Annotated in this window: 10 protein-coding genes; 8 read left to right on the top strand and 2 right to left on the bottom strand. The window is 66.9% G+C overall.

Annotated features, from left to right (window positions below; translation table 11 throughout):
* Positions 1-4: 4 nt before the first annotated feature.
* Complete coding sequence (locus KA712_04660) at positions 5-5,485, bottom strand: PAS domain S-box protein (protein MCG5052231.1); 5,481 nt, start codon at positions 5,483-5,485, stop codon at positions 5-7.
* A 270-nt stretch (positions 5,486-5,755) separates the two neighbouring features.
* On the opposite strand from KA712_04660, the gene KA712_04655 reads away from it, so the two are divergent.
* From KA712_04655 to KA712_04620, 8 genes are all read left to right on the top strand, one after another.
* Positions 5,756-6,097: a metalloregulator ArsR/SmtB family transcription factor gene (locus tag KA712_04655; protein MCG5052230.1), complete on the top strand. Its 342-nt coding sequence runs from the start codon at positions 5,756-5,758 to the stop codon at positions 6,095-6,097.
* A 32-nt stretch (positions 6,098-6,129) separates the two neighbouring features.
* Positions 6,130-7,179, top strand: coding sequence for an ACR3 family arsenite efflux transporter (gene arsB / locus KA712_04650; GenBank protein ID MCG5052229.1), 1,050 nt, complete (start codon positions 6,130-6,132; stop codon positions 7,177-7,179).
* Entirely contained in the window at positions 7,176-7,607 is a 432-nt protein-coding gene (locus KA712_04645) for an arsenate reductase ArsC (protein ID MCG5052228.1), read from the top strand. Before arsB ends, KA712_04645 begins: the two co-directional genes overlap by 4 nt.
* A gap of 201 nt (positions 7,608-7,808) precedes the next feature.
* Complete coding sequence (locus KA712_04640; protein MCG5052227.1) at positions 7,809-11,930, top strand: PAS domain-containing protein; 4,122 nt, start codon at positions 7,809-7,811, stop codon at positions 11,928-11,930.
* Positions 11,931-12,009: 79 nt separating this feature from the next.
* Complete coding sequence (locus KA712_04635) at positions 12,010-12,837, top strand: arsenite methyltransferase (GenBank protein ID MCG5052226.1); 828 nt, start codon at positions 12,010-12,012, stop codon at positions 12,835-12,837.
* Positions 12,834-13,424 (top strand): sigma-70 family RNA polymerase sigma factor, encoded by a 591-nt coding sequence (locus KA712_04630; GenBank protein MCG5052225.1) that lies wholly within the window; start codon positions 12,834-12,836, stop codon positions 13,422-13,424. The genes KA712_04635 and KA712_04630 overlap by 4 nt, the downstream gene beginning before the upstream one ends.
* 82 nt (positions 13,425-13,506) lie before the next feature.
* Positions 13,507-16,524, top strand: coding sequence for a DEAD/DEAH box helicase (locus KA712_04625; protein ID MCG5052224.1), 3,018 nt, complete (start codon positions 13,507-13,509; stop codon positions 16,522-16,524).
* Positions 16,521-17,480, top strand: coding sequence for an SWIM zinc finger family protein (locus KA712_04620; protein MCG5052223.1), 960 nt, complete (start codon positions 16,521-16,523; stop codon positions 17,478-17,480). The genes KA712_04625 and KA712_04620 overlap by 4 nt, the downstream gene beginning before the upstream one ends.
* A gap of 46 nt (positions 17,481-17,526) precedes the next feature.
* On the opposite strand, the gene KA712_04615 is transcribed toward KA712_04620, so the two are convergent.
* Positions 17,527-17,991 (bottom strand): SRPBCC domain-containing protein, encoded by a 465-nt coding sequence (locus KA712_04615; protein MCG5052222.1) that lies wholly within the window; start codon positions 17,989-17,991, stop codon positions 17,527-17,529.
* Positions 17,992-17,997 lie beyond the last annotated feature (6 nt).

Below are 17,997 nucleotides of genomic sequence, written 5' to 3'. Positions count from 1 at the left end.
GCGCTCAGGCGGGGTGGCAAGGCGCCCGGGCCAGCGTGGCCTCGATCTCATCGAGCGAGACCGGCTTTGTCAGGTGCACGTTGAAGCCCACCGCCTCGCAGCGCCCCCTGTCTTCGTCGCGCCCGTAGCCGGTCAACGCCACGATATAGAGATCGCGGGTGAGCGGGTCCGAGCGGAGGGCCTTCGCCACATCGTAGCCGGTGAAGCCATCGGGCAAGCCGATGTCACAAAAGATGGCATCCGGCGCCTGGGAGCGTGCCGCTTCGAGCCCTTGGCGGCCGTCGGGCGCCAAAACCACGGTGTGTCCCTCGGCCTCGAGCGCGTCCCGCAGCGCCTCGGCCGCATCGAGGTTGTCTTCGATGACCAGCACCTTGCGGGGCCCGGGCGTCGGGCGCCCGTGCAGAGCGATGGGCAGGCGCTTGGCGGTGAGGGGCAACCGCACCACGAACGAAGCCCCACGCCCCGCACCCCCGCCCTGCGCGTGCACCTGCCCCCCGTGCATGTCGGCCAGCACCTTCACGAGCGCCAGCCCCAACCCCAGGCCCCCTTGCTTCCGGTCGAGGCTCTGATGTCCTTGCTGAAACGGCTTGAACAAATTCGGCAGCAGCTGGGGATCGATGCCTTCGCCGCTGTCCTTCACCTGCAAGACCGCCTCGCTGCCTTCCCCCGTGAGCGTGACGGAGATACAGCCATCGGCGGGCGTGTACTTGATTGCGTTCGAGATCAAGTTGTCCACGATCTGCGTGAGCCGCACCGGATCGCCCTCCACCACCAAGGCAGGTTCGGCCACCTCGCTTCGCAGGTTTTGGCCGGGCCCGAGGCGTGGCTGCGCGTCCGCAATCACCTGCCGCACCAGCGCCGAGAGATCCACGATCTGCGTCTCGAGCACGATCTTGCCGTGGATGATGCGCGAGATGTCGAGGAGCCCGTCGAGCAAGCGCGCCATGTGGTTCGTCTGTCGATCCAGCACACCGAACACGCGCTGGAGGCGTGCGTCCTCGACCCCCGTCCGCTTGAGCAGCTCCGTGGCGCTTCGCACGGCTGCCAAGGGGTTGCGCAGCTCGTGGCCCAGCATCGCGATGAACTCGTCCTTTTGGCGGCTGGCCTCGAGCAGCTGCCGCTCGAACCGACGCCGCTCCTCGATATCGAGGGCGGCCACCACACGCAGCTGACGTCCCTCCCAGGTGCTCCCCAACGATCCCGCCCGCACCAGCAACGTCGTGGAGGAGCCATCCTTGCGCCACGCCTCTACCTCGCGCTCACGCTCGCTCGCCGGTTGCGACCAGGTGGCGACAATGGCTTGTTCGATCTCCGGGTCCTTCATGCGGAACACCCGGCGCATCCAATCCTCCACGCGGGGCAACTCGTCCACGGAATACCCCGTGACACGCTCCCACGAGCGGCTCAGCGCCACCACCCGCCCCGCGTCGTCGTAGACCATCATGGGCGCAGGAGACCGCAGCAACATGAGGCGGAACCGCTCCTCAGACTCCCTCAAGGCCTGTTCCGTCGCCTTGCGCTGGGAGATGTCATCTACCACCAAGATGACGTGGTCGGGAAGGCCAGAGGCCGTGCTCACGCGGGCGGCGCTCAGGCTCACCCAGACGACCCCGCCGTCCTTGCGTACATAACGCATCTCCGTGTCGTAACTGGGATTGCCCTCATCCCGGAGCTTGCTGAACAGCTGGTCCTCTTGCGCCACGTCGTCCGCGTAGACCAGCCGCTGAAACCCTTGATGCGTGAGCTCATCGGCCGGGTAACCAACGATCTCGCAGAAGCGTTCGTTGACCCGCAGGAGGTGTCCATCGAGGGAGCGCTCCGCAATGCCACTCGGCGCGGCTTCCACCGTGGTCTGGTAGCGCCGCTCGACCTCCTTGCGGCGCACGAAATCTCCGAGCGAGCGGCCGATGCCATCGAGGCTGCGCAAGAACGAAGAGTCCGCGTGTAAGCGGGCGGTCGAAAAGACGGTGAACACACCCAAAAGATCGCCTCCGCTGACGACGGGAACGGCCAAACCCGAACGTAGCCCCAGCTCCCGCGCGGCGTCGACCCTGGCGAACTGGGCCGGGTTCTGGAGCGACGAGAGCCACTCCGAGGCCCGGTTGGTGGCCACCCGACCCACGAACCCCTGCCCTGGCGAAAACCGCGCGGGGGCGAGCGCGGCCTCGAACCGCAGCTCGTCGGATGGAGAAGGCGAAAGCAACTCCGTGCGAACGAAATCGCCTCCCGCCTCGGGCGCCCAGAACTCGCCGACCGTCACGTCAAGCTCGCGCACCAACGCGGCATGGATGCGCGCAAGAGCCTCGCTCAGGGTTTCGGCGTCCACGAGGGCCCCCGCCACGGCACGCTCGAGCAACATGCGTGTGCGGCTTTCGTGCCTTGTAATGGCGGCGGCCAGGACGGCGGCGCACGCCAAGAGGAAATCGGCGTCTTCCGGCGTGAACACCCGAGGAGACCGCGCGTGCACGCCAATGACCCCGTAAGGTTCATCCGCCCCTCCGATCACACATGACATGCCACTGCGCACACCGTGCTCCAGGAGCAAGTGTGGCCCCGTAAAGCGCCGTTCCTCCCGTAAGTCCTCGACCAACACGGGCGCCTTCGCGTTCAGCGTGTAGCCCGCCTGTGACCCAATGCCCGCAGGCACGCTGGCGTTCCCCACGAGCCCCGTTTTCCACCCGACGCCGGCGCGGATCAGCATCACCTCGTGATCGGGCTGTAGCTCCAGGAGCTTGCACAACTCGACGTCCAGCGTCTGCTGGATCTCGACCACACACTGATCGAAAAAACGCTGAAGGTTCGTCTCTTCCAACGCATGCAAACCCATGCGCGCCACCACGGCCTGCTGGCGCTCCCTGACGGTGAGCCGCTCCGTGAGGAGCTTTAGCTCCGTCACGTCGGTCCACGTCACCACGGCCCCCTCGATACGGCGCTTGTCGGTGCGGTAAGGCAGGATGCGCCGGGTGATCCAGCGCCCGTCCCGGGTGTGTTGGTCGCGTACACGAGGGGTGAGGTTCTCGAGCACGTCCTTGACCTCGTCGACCAAACCATCCTGCAGCAGCTCTCGCGCAATGGCTCCCACGAAGCGCCCCTCGTCCGCCCGATCGATCTGCAGGAGCTCCTGCGCTGCCGGCGTGAACTTCTTGATCGAAAGCCGCTCGTCCAGGAAGATCGTGGCGATCTTGGTGCTGGTGAGAAAGTTGGATAGATCGTCGTGCGCCCGTTCGACCTGATCTACTTTTTCGCGAAGCTGGGCGTTGACGGTGGTCAGCTCCTCGTTGAGAGAGCGCAGCTCCTCCGTGGTCGCCTCGAGCTCTTCGTTCGCCGATTGCAGCTCTTCGTTCATCGATATCGCTTCCTCGTGAGCCGAGCGAAGCTCCTGGGTCGATGACTCGAGCTCTTCCACCGTATCGCGCAGATCCTCGCGGGTGGCGCGCAGCTCCGTCTCGAGCTGCTCGATGACGGACTCCTCAGCCGGGCTGTCGGGCGGCATGGCGAGGGCGGCGCTGTCCTTGACGAGCTCGAAGCTCAAGATGACGGTGCCTTCGCCCAGGTCCGGAGCCGGGGTGGCGGTGATCTTCACCCGATCGCTCTTCGAGCCCTCGAGGCTCGAATACGCCATGACAGATTGGCCTTCCCGACGACACTTGTGCAGAGCCGCCCGCGTACGCGTGGCGAGTTCGGGCGATACCAGCGACGCCAGCTCGAAGCGAGGCTCGCCCTCGGGAAAGCGCAGAAAGGGACGAAGCTCGCCGTGCATGTACAACACCTGTCCGCCCTCGGCGATGACGAGGCTCGGCGCGATGCGGGCGTGCATCAGCGCCCGCCGGGCAAGCTCCGCAGCCCCGGGCACACGACGCGGCAGGCGTGGGGGGCCGTCCCCTGCAGCCCGACCCGAAAACGCCTCGGCGACGTTGGGCGCGTACGGCCGGTAGGCGCCCGTGGGAAGGCGTACGCTTCGTGAGGGGCCCACCTTCCTGAAAAGGCGCCACGCCTTCGACTGCGTGGAGAAGAGGTCCCGTTGAGGGCCCGTGGTCTCGGACGAGCCCAGGAACAGTGTGCCTTGCGGCAAAAGCGAGAAATGCAACGCACCCAGCACGTGCTCCTGGGCATGCGGGAGCAAGTAGATGAGCACGTTGCGACAGCTCACGAGGTTCATCCGTGAGAACGGGGGATCCTTCGTCACGTCGTGGACCGCGAAGGAAACCACGTCCCGCAAGACCGGCCGCACCTGGTACCCGCGTCCCTCAACGGGCGCAAAGTAGGTTTCGAGCCAGGCGCGAGGCACGCTCTCCACGAGACCGGGGGCGTAGATGCCAAGGCGAGCGATCGACAGCGCTTCTTCATCCACGTCAGTGGCGAAGACCTGCACCTTCACTTGCTTGCCTTTTCGCTCGGACATCGCCAGAAGCTCGATCGCGAGCGAATAGGCTTCCTCTCCCGTGGCACAGCCCGCAACCCACACCCGCACGCTCTCGCCGCTCTGCGCGTCGTCGATCAGCCGCTCGATCACGCTTCTGCGAAGCACCTCGAACGCGCCGGCGTCCCGAAAGAAGTCGGTGACGCTGATGAGCAGGTCGCGCACTACCGCCTTTTGTTCAGCCGGAGCGGCTGAGAGACCTTCGAGGTAGGCCTCGACACTCGCGTGCCCCCCCAGCACGGACCGGCGCAACAGCCGCCGGCCGACGGTTCCCCGCTTGTAGGCGCGCAGATTGAAGCCTGCCGTGGCCTCGAGAAGCGTCGCAAGCCGCTCGAGGGCTGGCTCACTCACCGCCGGCGGAGAGGGAGGCTCGGATTCCGACAGCTCGGGAGCGCCTTTGCGCACGAGCTCGGGAAGCTCATCGAAGCGTTGCAGAGCCACCGGCATGCCCTCGATGGGCGACACGAGGTCGACCGCGCCGGTCGCAATGGCACTTTGGGGCATTCCCGGCTGTGCGGCGGTGACCGGATCCTGAACGAGCACCATGCCCCCCGCGGCCTTGAGATCACGAAGCCCGGCGCTGCCGTCGCTGCCCGCGCCCGAGAGCACGATGCCCACGGCGCGCGGCCCGTACTCGCGGGCCAAAGACCGAAACAGGTGATCCACCGCCAAGCGCGCGCCTCTGTGAATCACGGGCGGGCTGAGCTCGATCTTTCCGTCGCGCACGGCCATCGAAGCATCAGGCGGGATCACGTACACCGTATTCGCCTCGAGCGCCTCGTCGGCCTCGGCCTGCTTGACCCTCATCGCCGTGCAGGGGGTCAGCAGCTCGGCGAGCAGGCTTTCGCGGCGCGGGTCCAGGTGCTGAACCAGCAGGAAGGTCATGCCAGCGTCAGACGGCACGCCAAAGAGCAGGCGCTTGAACGCCTCCAGCCCTCCGGCCGAGGCCCCCACGCCTACCACCAAGCGGACCTCTTTCGCCGCCGCCTCAGTCATCGAGCCGCGGGCGCAAGTGACCGCCCCGCCGCACGCGGCGGCGACGGACGGGGCGAGAAGAGGGGCCACCAGGCGTGCTCATGGCGGATCGACGAATGAAAGCGAATCCTCGTATCTTGGAGGGCTCGTCTGACAAGTCAAGCATGCCCCCGGACTCGTGTTTTGGGCTCCAGCCCCGAGGTGGAGGTGGGGATTACGAGATCGTAACGGGGCCCTTTCGACAGCGAAACGGGGGTGGGGCGGTCCCGCACTTCGGCAACCTCCCCTCCACGCCTGTTCGTGATTCTGCGTACGTGGCGTTGTGTCGCCGAAGGGAATCACGTATATCGTCGATTAACGATGAAACGTGTGAGCACGAGCCGCTGTGAGCCTGTCGACGACGACGGCCCGGATCTGCGCCCCGTCGAGGGGGACGAGGCGGACGGACAGTTGGCGGCGCTCGCATGGGCGCTGGCCCACCCCGCGCGGGTACGCATCTTGCGCCTCCTGGCACGCCGAAACACGTGCATCTGTGGGGAGATCGTCGACGAGCTCGACCTCGCACAGTCCACCGTGTCGCAGCACCTCAAGATCATGAAAGAGGTGGGCCTGATAGAGGGCGAGGTCGACGGCCCCCGGGTGTGTTACTGCCTGAGCCCGCGCGTTCTGCGTCGGTTCAAGGCGCTCGTGGGCAGCTTGTGAACATCGAGGCAACCAAGGACGAGGCGAACATCATGGGCATCTTCGAACGGTATCTTTCGCTGTGGGTCGGCCTGGCGCTCTTGGCGGGCGTGGGCCTCGGGCTCGTGGCCCCTGCGCTGTTTCAAAGCGTGGCCGGCCTCGAGTGGGCGCGCGTGAACCTGGTGGTGGCGGTCCTCATCTGGCTGATGATCTACCCGATGATGTTGAAGGTGGAGCCCTCGTGCCTCAAGGACGTGGGCCGCAAGCCCAAGGGGCTCGCCTTGACCTTGCTCGTGAACTGGGCCATCAAACCCTTCACCATGGCGGGGTTGGGCGTGCTGTTCTTCGAGCACGTCTTTGCCGGCCTGCTGCCGGTGGAAGACGCCAAGCAATACATCGCCGGCATGATCTTGCTGGGGGTTGCGCCCTGCACGGCGATGGTGTTCGTGTGGAGCCACCTCACCAAAGGCGACGCGAACTACACGCTCGTGCAGGTCTCCGTCAACGACCTCGTTTTGGTGTTCGCTTTCGCCCCCATCGCGGGCCTGCTCTTGGGCGTGACGGACCTCGAGGTACCCTGGGAAACCCTTTTCGCTTCCGTGGCGATCTTCGTGGTGGTGCCGCTGGCGGCGGGGATCCTCACCAACAGGCGTCTCCGCGCGCGGGGCGGCCCTGCGGCGATCGAGCGTCTGGCGGCCAGGCTCAAGCCCACGTCGATCCTGGGGCTTCTGCTGACGGTGGTGTTGCTCTTCGGCTTTCAGGCCGAGACCCTGGTCGCGCAGCCCGGGCGGGTGGTGCTGATCGCGATTCCCTTGCTGATTCAAAGCTACGGCATCTTTGCCATCGCCTACGGGCTGGCACGCTTGATGAGGCTGCCCTTCGACGTCGCCGCGCCGGCCGCCATGATCGGCACGTCGAACTTCTTCGAGCTGGCCGTGGCGGTGGCCATCAGCCTCTTTGGCTTGTCCTCGGGGGCCGCGCTGGCCACGGTGGTGGGGGTGCTCATCGAGGTGCCGGTCATGCTCTCGCTCGTCGCCTTCGCGAACCGAACCCAGGGCTGGTTTCAGCCTGCCCACGCCCCCAAACTGGAGACCTCCGCATGAGCCCCACAGCCAATAGCCTGCTCTTCCTTTGCGTGGCCAACTCGGCCCGTAGCCAGATGGCCGAGGGACTGGCCCGCATGATCTTCGGGGGCGCCCTGCCTGTGCAAAGCGCCGGCAGCGAGCCCAGCGTCGTGAATCCTTACGCCATCGAGGTCATGCGCGAGCTGGGCGTGGATCTCAGCCAGCATCACTCGAAGTCCGTCAAGACCATCGACCCCGCCACGGTGGGCACCGTGATCACCCTTTGCGCCGAGGAGGTCTGCCCCGTGTACCTCGGCCAGGCCCGGCGTCTGCACTGGCCCATCCCCGATCCTGCGACCCGGGATCCCTCGGTCCCGCGGGACGAGATGCTGGCGCGCTTTCGCGCGGCACGGGACACGATCCGCGGCAAGCTCGAGGGGCTGAAGCAGGAGCTTGGCCTCGGATAGGGTGTGCCCCGCGCGAGGCCGACCCGCTCGAGAGAAAGCGGTGACGTCTCTTGCTTCCTGGACCTCGCAGGTCCATCTTCTCCCTCGGTCTTTCCCAATCCGGTATCGACCAGATTGGGTGGCGAAACAGTGACGGTCGACGAACGCTCAAGTGGGGAAGGCGCTGCGCAGGGTGAGGCCTCGAGCCCCACCGTGACTTCCATGACACCGTTTCCCATCGTGGCGATCGGCGCCTCGGCGGGTGGGCTCGAACCCCTCAAAAGCCTGCTTGCGGCCATTCCGGAGCGCTCGGGCATGGCCTTCGTCGTCATCCAGCATCTGGACCCGGATCAACCGAGCATGCTGACAACCCTGCTCGACCGGGCCACACCGCTGGCGGTGGTAGAAGCCACGAGCGGGATGGCGCTCGAAGCCGATCGGGTGCACGTGATTCCCCCGGGCGCAGACCTGACCATGAGCGAGGGAATCCTCACGCTGGTGCCCCGCAAAAGCACGGGGCGGCTTCATCTTCCCATCGACGCCTTTTTCCGCGCTCTCGCCGCTGACACGCATGAGCGCGCCATCGCGGTGATCCTTTCGGGATCGGGCGCCGACGGGACCGAGGGGCTTCGCGCCATCAAGGCCGAAGGGGGAATCGGGGTGGCCCAGGAGCCCTCGTCGGCGCAGTTCCCGAGCATGCCGGAGGCCGCGCTGGCCTCGGGGGCCGTGGACTTTCGCGGCACTCCCCAAGACATCGCCAGAGAGCTCGTCCGCTTGAGCGGGCATCCCTACGTGTGCACCCCGCACGCCGAGACGCCCGCTGCGGACCTGCCCGGCGTGCAGGACAAGGCGCTCACGCTGCTTCTCGCATCCCTGCGTCGGCACGCGGGCGTCGACTTCAGTGGGTATAAGCGCACGACCGTGCTTCGCCGCATCGAGCGGCGCATGGCCCTCCGGCACACGGAGTCCATGGTGGACTACGCGCGGCTGCTCGAGACCGACGTCGACGAAGGTCGCGCGCTCGGCCGCGACATGCTCATTCGGGTCACATCTTTCTTCCGCGATCCGGGGGCGTTCGACGCCGTGAAACGGCAGGTGCTCGAGCCGCTCGCCCAGCGCAAGGGCGCTGGCGACTCCATTCGGATCTGGGTCCCGGGGTGCGCCACCGGCGAGGAAACCTATTCCCTCACGATGAGCCTGCTCGAGGCGCTCGATGGAACTCAAGTTCAACCCATACTCAAGATCTTCGGCACCGACCTGAGCGATGACGCGATTGATACCGCGCGCCTCGGGGTCTATTCGCAATCGGCGGTGGCAGACCTGCCTGCCGAACGCCTTGGGCGCTTCTTCGAGTCCGCCGAGGGTGGCTATCGCATCGTCCGTTCGGTCCGTGACCTTTGTGTGTTCGTCAAGCATGACCTCACCTGGGATCCCCCCTTCGCCAAGCTCGATCTCATCAGCTGTCGCAACCTTCTCATCTATTTCGATGCGGAGCTTCAGCGCAGGGTGATCCCGATGCTGCACTATTGCCTGAATCCCGCAGGATTCCTGTTTCTCGGGCAGAGCGAGACGATCACGGGCTACCGCGATCTCTTCGAGAACGTGGACAAGGAGCACCGCATCTTCGTGAAGGTGGGTGACAGCCTGGGTCTCTTGCACCCCCTGCGTGCGGGCCGCGATCCCGAGCTCCCGCTCGCCGAACGGAGGGCGCCCGAGCGAAGGCAGGCCGCGCGCGAGGCCGAACGTCAAGCCGATCATCTCATGCTCACGCGCTACGCCCCGCCGGGGGTGATCGTGAACAGCCAGCTCGAGATCCTCCAGTTTCGGGGACGGACAGGGGCCTACCTGGAGCCGCCACCGGGGCAGCCTCAGGCCAACATCTTGCGGATGGCCCGAGGAGGGCTCGCGGCCCACTTGCACGAGGCCCTCGATCGAGCGAAGACCGAAGGCGTGGCCGTTCGCAAGGAGAAGCTCCGCTTTCATTCCGGTGCCGAGGTGCAAGTGGTCAACCTGGAAGTCGTGCCTTTGGCCTCTGTGGGAGAGTCCACGGAGAGGTGCTTCCTCGTTCTCTTCGAGCCAACGGACAAGGATGTCGAAGACGAAGAGAGCACCCGACAGCCGCAAAGAGCGGCCGAGCCTCTTTCCGAGACGCCTCGGGAAATGGAGAGGGTCAAGTCAGAGCTCACCGCGACCCGGGACTATCTGCAGTCCCTCATCTCCGAGCACCAGGCGACCACCGATGAGCTCGCCACGGCCAACGAGGAGATGGTCGCATCCAACGAAGAGTTGCAGAGCATCAACGAAGAGCTTCAAAGTGCCAAGGAGGAGCTCCAGTCGACGAACGAGGAGCTGAGCACCGTCAACGACCAACTCCGCCACCGCAACCTCGAGCTGGACCAGGTCGCCAATGACCTCATCAACGTCCTGGCAAGCGTCGAAATCCCGGTGATCATCGTCGATCTGAACCTGCGGGTGCGTCGCTTCACCCCCACGGTCCGCAACATCGCACGGTTCATCCCGGAAGACGTGGGACGGCCCATCGAAGATCTCAAGCTCGACGTCGATGTCCACAATCTCGCCGAGCGCATCGGCGGGGTCCTGGGGACTTTGGTGCCCCGGGAGTGGGAGGTTCAAGGACGAGGGGGGCGTTGGTTTCGCATGCAGATTCGTCCCTACCGCACCTCCGACAACCGGCTTGACGGGGCGGTCCTCTCTTTCGTGGACGTGGACGTTCTGCGGCGGGCCGTGGAAGAAGCGGAGGCCGCCCGCGACTACGCCCGCAGCATCGTGGAAACCGTGCAATCGGCCCTCGTGGTCCTGGACGCCGAGCTGCGGGTGGTCTCGGCCAACACGGCGTTCTACGACGCGTTTTCGCTCGTACCCACGAAGATCGCGGGAAAACGCTTGCTGGAGTTGGGAGACGGGTTCTGGAGCTTGCCGACCCTTCGGGACGCCTTGCAGCAGACGGTCGAGCGGCGCCAGGCCTTCCTCTCGCTCGAGCTCGACGCCGACCTGCCTCGTGTGGGCCCCAAGACGTTCTCGTTCAGTGCGCGCCCCATCGAGTGGGGCCAGGGCGCGCAGATGATTTTGCTGGCGATCGACGACGTGACCTCGCTGCGGTCTCTCGAGAGCGAGCGCAGCCAGCTTCTGGCCTCCGAAAAACAAGCACGCCTCGAGGCCGAGCGCGCGACCCGGGCCAAGGATCTGTTCCTTGCAACCTTGTCTCACGAGCTGCGGACACCGCTCAGCACGATGCTGATGTCTGCGCAGCTGCTTCGAAAGCTCGCAGGGGACAACCCGCGCCTCGACCGTCCCAGCGCCTCCATCGAGCGGGCCGCACACGCCCAGGCGAAGCTCATCGACGACCTGCTCGACGTGTCCCGTATCGTATCGGGAAAGCTAATCCTCGACCTTGGCCCTGTGGACTTCGCAAACATCGTGCGCGAAGCGGTCGACGTGGCGCGCCCTTCGGCGTTGGCCAAGGGGCTCACGATGGACCTCGTCGTGGAGGGCGACATGGGGGCTGTGTATGGAGACGAGTCGCGCCTCCTTCAGGTGGTGAACAATTTGCTCACGAACGCCATAAAGTTCACCCCGCGCGGCGGCCACATTTGGGTGCGCCTCGAAACCACGAACGCCCGCGCCGAGCTCAGCATTCGCGACAACGGCATGGGCATCCGCGCCGAAGTGTTGCCACGCCTCTTCAACCGTTTCGTGCAAGCGGACAGCGCGATGACGCGCACCCACGGCGGCCTGGGGCTGGGCCTGTCCATCGTGCGCCATCTGGTCGATGTTCACGGTGGCGAGGTCAGGGTCGAAAGCCCGGGCGAGGGACGAGGCTCTACCTTTCGCGTCAGCCTCCCCACAGGTACGGCAGCGACACCCCTGGCGCCCCCGGCGCAAAGCCAGGTCGCACACGGCGTTGAAGGGATCAAGACATTGCTCGTGGAGGATGACGACGACACCCGCGAAGCCTACGCGGCGATGCTGGCTGAACTGGGCGCCCACGTACGCGCCGAGTCCTCGGCGGCACGCGCCTTCGCAGCGCTCGGAGACTTCCAGCCCGACGTGATCCTTTCTGACATCGCGATGCCGGGAGACGACGGAGTAGGCTTCATCAAAAAGGTCCGAGAGCTCACGCCCGAAAGGGGGGGGCGCATCCCCGCCGCAGCGCTGTCCGCGCTGGCCAGTGACGAGGATCGACGGCGGGCGCTCGAGGCGGGGTTTCAGCTGCACGTTGCCAAGCCCGTCGATGCGGCGCGCTTGGCCGCCGTGGTGGTCGCCCTGCGCGAATGGCGCATGGTCTCGGGCGGCCCCAGCCCACGTGAAGCGCCGGCCCGCTGACACCCGCCTCCCGAAATTCTCGCGTGGCCCTGCGTCTTTTCGTCGAGGTGACCGTCTTTAAAGAGTGGAGGACATGACAATGACCAAAGACACGAACGACGACGTCCGCACCGCTGTCCGCGAGCAATACGGTCGTATCGCCCGGAGCACCAGCGGAGGCTGCTGTACACCCGGATCCTGTGGCCCGGGCGCCGAAGCCAGCCTGGCGCTGGGCTATTCGGCCGACGATCTGGCCTCGGTTCCCGAGGGGGCCAACATGGGGCTCGGCTGCGGGAATCCCCAGGCCCTCGCGGCCTTGCAAACGGGAGAAACGGTGGTGGATCTCGGCGCGGGCGGTGGCTTCGATTGCTTTCTCGCGGCCAAACAGGTGGGTCCCAAGGGGCGCGTCATTGGCATCGACATGACGCCGGACATGGTCTCGAAGGCACGCGCCAACGCGGTCAAGCTGGGCGCCGCGAACGTCGAATTTCGCCTGGGTGAAATCGAACACCTGCCGGTGGCCGACGGCAGCGTCGACGTCATCCTCTCGAACTGCGTGATCAACTTGAGCCCCGACAAACAGGCCGTGTTTTCCGATGCCTTTCGCGTGCTCAAGCCCGGCGGCCGCCTGGCGATCTCGGACGTGGTGGCCCTGCGGCCGCTGCCCGAGTCCTTGCGCAACGATGTGGCGGCCCTCACGGGCTGCATCTCCGGCGCCGCCGCCGTGACCACCGTGGAGTCCCTTTTGCGTGAAGCGGGCTTCGCGAACGTGCGGGTCACGGTGAAACCCGAGAGCCGGCAGTACATCCGCAACTGGATGCCCGACGCCGGCCTCGAGGAGTTCGTGGCCTCGGCCCTCATCGAGGCGACGAAGCCCGATGGCACGTGCTGCGCGCCCTCCTGCTGCGAACCGGACGGCGTCGCATGATCACGAACGTCGACCCCACCACCCTCGCGGATGAGCCTGCGTGGCGTGACCTCGAGGCCAAGCTGCGTCCGTTTCTCGCCAAGCGGGTGGCGGGGGCCGACGTGGACGATGTCCTCCAGGACGTCTTCCTCCGCATCCAGCGCGGGCTACCCACCCTGCGCGACGAGCAGCGCCTGGGCCCCTGGATCTACCAGACGGCTCGCCACGCCCTCGTCGATCATCTGCGAAGCGCGGCGCGGCACCCGCACACCCAGGCCGAGCCGCCCGAGCCGGCGCACGATCCCCAAGACAACGACGATGACGTCGCAACCCAGGTCGCCAGCTACGCGGCGCTCTTCGTGTCACGGCTGCCCTCACCCGACCGCGACGCGCTCACGCTCACCGAGCTCGAGGGGCTGTCACAAAAAGACGCGGCCGACCAGCTCGGGCTCTCGCTGACGGCCTTGAAGTCGCGCGTGGCGCGGGGCCGGGACAAGGTGCGAAAGGCGCTCGAAGCGTGCTGCCACATCATCCTCGACAGCCGCCGTCACGTCGTGGGCTGCGAGCCCCGCGCCCACGGCGACCCGCCCGACGGCTGCTGCACGTAGGCCAGCGACGGCGCCTGCCCCCAGGGCGCACGGAGCATGGCCTTCCCGAAATGGGGGGTTCCGTGGCATGTAGGGGGCGCCCATGCCGCTCGTGTACCTGCCAGACCTCGAGTCCCTGTTTCTCTGGGGCCCCGAATCCGCACCGCGCGGGCTGCCGGCCCTTGGACAGGGCGGCAAGCCTGGGTCGGCAGCCCTCGTTGCGCCCGAAGGCCTGTGCGACACCGTAGGCCTCATGCTGCCGCTCTTCGACACCATGGCAAGGCTCACGGCCGTACCCGCCGGGGACCTCGAGAGCCTGCCCGGCTCCGTGGCAACGTGGGTCTTGGCCAGCAAGCTCGCCATGGACCTGGTGGCCCGTGAGCGCGTCGTGCCCACGATCTCACGGCGTGGCGGCCGCATCGAGGCGCGCTGGGCCGCGGCCCTCGCGGCCAGCGAGGATGCAGCGAAGGTGGCGGCGATCGCAAAGAGCATGCCTCCTTCCGCGCACGCCGTGCCGGTGGCGGGCGATCGCTCGGGCGCCGTGTGGGCCCCCGATGCGCTGGTGCGCGCCTACCTCGACGCCCTCGTCGACACGCTGGTGCGCACCGCGCGCGGAGCGCCGGCGCTCCGCGGCGCGCGCGCGGGAGGGCGAGCTTCACGGGCGCGGACCGCGACCGGGGGCTGGTCCGATCGCTGGCGTGCGGCGCTTGGTGGCGCCCAGAGTGACTTCGAGACCGACAGCTTCGCCGAGCGTTCCCTCGTGGACGAGCTCGGGCGCTGGAGCGAGCCCGCCCTCGGCGCCCGCGACCGGCTTCGGGCCTGCTTTCGTCTCGAGCTGCCGGCGCACGACGGCGCGCCCTTCGTGCTCCGCTTCTTGCTCCAGGCGCCTGACGATCCCAGCCTGCTCGTTCCGGCCGCGGACGTGTGGAAAACGAAGGGGCGCAGGCTCGAGACGCTCGGGCGCGCGTTTCGCGATCCTCAGGAATCTTTGCTCGAGGCGCTTGGTCGGGCCGCGCGGCTCTTTGCTCCGCTCGCAACCTCGCTCGAGGACGCGCGCCCCGAGGCCGTCGCGCTGGATCCGGGCACCGCATGGACCTTCCTCGATGAGGGCGCCGCTGTGCTCGCAGAGGCCGGCTTCGGCGTCATCGTGCCCGGCGAGCTCACGGCCGCCGGCCAGCGCCGGCTCCGTTTGCGCATGCGCGTGGGCGGGCGCAGCAAAAAGGTCGCCGGGGTCGTCGCCGGCGCGGCGGGGCTCGCCCTCGACGAGCTCCTCGCCGTGGACTGGGAAGCCGTCATCGGTGACGAGCCCCTCACGGCCCGGGAGCTCAACGCGCTCGCGAAGCAAAAAGCGCCGCTCGTGCAGTTTCGCGGGGCGTGGGTCGCGATCGATCCCCGCGAGCTCGGCGATATCCAAAAGCGCCTGGCCGGTGGCCCCTCGCAGCTGACGGTGCGCGAGGCCCTAAAGGCCGTGCTCGCGGGCGAAGCGCGACAGGGCGGGCTTTCGATGGCCGTGACCGCTTCAGGCGTGGTGGCCGAGCTGGTGGAACGCCTGAAAAACGGCGGCACCCAGGAGCTTGGCGCCCCTTCCTCGCTCAAGGCCACGCTCCGTCCCTATCAAGAACGCGGGCTCAACTGGCTGGTCACGATGGGCTCGCTCGGGCTCGGCGCCTGCCTTGCCGACGACATGGGCCTCGGCAAGACGATGCAGCTCCTCGCATTCCTTCTGCGCCGCAAGCAGGAGGCCCGCCGCGACAACCGTCCCGCATTGCTCATTGCGCCCACCTCCGTGGTCGGAAATTGGGAACGTGAAGTGGAGCGCTTCGCACCGTCACTCGACCTGGTCCGTCACTACGGCGCCTCGCGCGCGAAATCGGCGCGCGACATCCCCAAGAAGCCGGGAACGCTGGTCGTGACCACCTACGGCCTGTTACGCCGCGACGCCGAGCTCTTGTCAGAGCTCGATTGGTCCGTGGCTGCACTCGACGAGGCGCAGAACATCAAGAACGCGTCCTCGGCCACGGCCCGTGCCGCTCGCGCCTTGCGCGCGAGCCACCGCTTCGCCTTGACAGGTACGCCCGTCGAGAACCGGCTCGCCGAGCTCTGGTCGATCCTCGAGTTCGCCAACCCTGGCTTGCTCGGCCCGCTCGACACGTTTCGCAAAGACTTTGCGCTCCCCATCGAGCGCTACGGCAACGACGACGCCGCCGCGCGCCTGCGCCGCATGGTCGGGCCCTTCATCCTGCGCCGCCTCAAGAGTGACCCCACCATCATCCAAGACCTGCCTCCGAAGCACGAGATGAAGGTCGTCTGCACACTCACGCGCGAGCAGGCCACACTCTACAAGGCGGTGGTGGACGAGGAGCTGCGGCGGATTGCGTCCGCGCAGGGCATCGAGCGGCGTGGGCGCGTGCTCGCGCTTCTCATGTTCACCAAGCAGATCTGCAACCACCCGGCGCAATACCTCGGCGAAAGCGGACCCCTCCCGAAGCGTTCGGGAAAGCTGGCGCGCACGACCGAGATGCTCGAAGAGGCCGTGGCCGCGGGGGACAAGGCGCTGGTCTTCACGCAGTTTCGCGAGATGGGCGACAAGCTGGCCCTGCACTTCGGCGCACACCTCGGCTGCGAGGTCGTGTTCCTGCACGGCGGCACACCAAAGAAGGTGCGCGATGAGATGGTCCGCCGTTTTCAAGAGGAGCCTCACGGCCCGCGCATCTTCGTGCTCTCCGTGAAGGCAGGCGGCACCGGCCTCAATCTGACCGCGGCCAGCCACGTCTTTCACTTCGACCGCTGGTGGAACCCCGCCGTGGAGGATCAGGCCACCGACCGCGCCTATCGTATCGGCCAGACGCGCGCGGTCCAGGTCCACAAGTTGGTCTGTGCAGGGACCGTCGAGGAGAAGATTGACCGCTTGCTCGATCAGAAGCGCGACCTCGCGTCGAAGGTGGTCGGCGCCGGCGAGCAGTGGATCACCGAGCTCGACGGCCGTGAGCTGCGCGACCTCTTCGCGCTGTCCGAGGGGGCCGTGGCGGACGGCGATGAGGACGACGGAGGTTCGTCCACGCCGGCAAAACCGCGCACGAAGGCGCGCGCGGCCCGCGTTCGCAGCGAGGTGCGCTCATGAGCCGCTGGAACCGCTTTGGGTGGTACGAGCCCGCGCCGAAGAAGCCGCCACCCGCACGCGGCATACGAATGAAAAAGGCCGGCACCACCTGGTGGGGCCAGCGTTGGATCGAAGCGCTCGAAAAGGTGCTAAGCGGCGACGCCAATCGGCTTGCCCGCGGCCGCACCTACGCCCGCGCGGGGCGCACGCACGACCTCGTCATCAAGGGTGGCAAGGTCACGGCCAAGGTCACCGGCTCGCGGGCCACGCCCTACAAGATCACGATCGAGCTTGCCCAGCTTGGCGCGCCCGCTTGGAAGAAGGCCATCGACGGGCTGGCGAAAAAGGCGCAGTTTGCCGCCGAACTTCTCGCGGGCCAGATGCCCCAGGCAATCGATGAGGTCTTCGTGGAAGCGGGCATGAGCTTATTTCCCAAGCGACGTGACGACCTCGAGACGAGCTGCTCGTGCCCGGATTGGGGCGACCCCTGCAAGCACGTGGCGGCCACACACTACGTGCTGGGTGAGGCGCTCGACCGCGATCCATTTTTGCTCTTCGAGCTGCGAGGAAGAAGCAAGGACCAAGTGCTCGACGCGCTCCGCGCCGCGCGGGGGGGCAACAGCGAAGCGGCGACAAAGACGCGGGGCAAGTCCAAGGCCGCCCCCGAGACCGCGACGGCGGAAGTCCCCACGGTCAAGCTTGGCAAGCTGAAGGCGGGTGAGTACGACAAGCCGCGCGCGCCGTTGCCCACGCTGCACTTTCGCTTCGACGAGCCCGTCGCCCACGGCGCCGTGCTGCGCCAGCTTGGCGCACCGACGGCGTGGGAGGCAGACGCGAGCCCGGCCGACCTGCTCGCGCCCTTCGTGCGTGCGGCCGCTGAGGCCGCACGTCGCATCGCCTTGGCCGAGCCGGTCGAGCCTTCGCCAAGCCCCGCCAAACGCAAGTCGCAGCAAGGGGCACGCAAAAAAACGCGATGACCCCCGACCGACGTTTAGAGGTCGGTGCGAGCGTCGTGCTCCGACGCTATGTCGTGAGCAGCTCTTCGAGTTGATCCAGCGTCTCGGGCAGGGCAGAGGTTCCGCCCGAGGCGATCTCGTCGTCGAGCGCCTGCTTCGAGGCAAAGAGGTTATGGACGGTCAATAGAGTGTTGCCGTCGTCCCTTTCGTCGAACGTCACTGTCGTGATCTGTTCCTGGCCGCCTTCTTCGTTGGTCCACGCGAGGCGCGCGTGAGGCTGCACGTCCGTGTACGTCCCGAAGAACTCCATGGGGGAACCGTTCGCGCTGAACACCAGCTTGTACTTGCCACCCACGCGCACGCCGAGCTCGCAGGACAGCAACGTGATCGGAACCGACTTCGGCACCCACCAGCGCTTGAACAGCTCGGGCTTGGTCCACGCCTCGAAGACGATGCGCGCGGGCGCGTTCACGACGCGCGTCACCACGAGCTCGCGATCGGACGTTCGTTCTGCAGTTGTTTGGTTCTTCATCGGGCA

The sequence above is a fragment of the Myxococcales bacterium genome, from assembly GCA_022184915.1.
GTDB lineage: Bacteria > Myxococcota_A > Polyangia > Fen-1088 > Fen-1088 > JAGTJU01.
The sequence above is the reverse complement of the archived record's forward strand: the minus strand, read 5'-3'. Positions and strand labels throughout refer to the sequence as shown.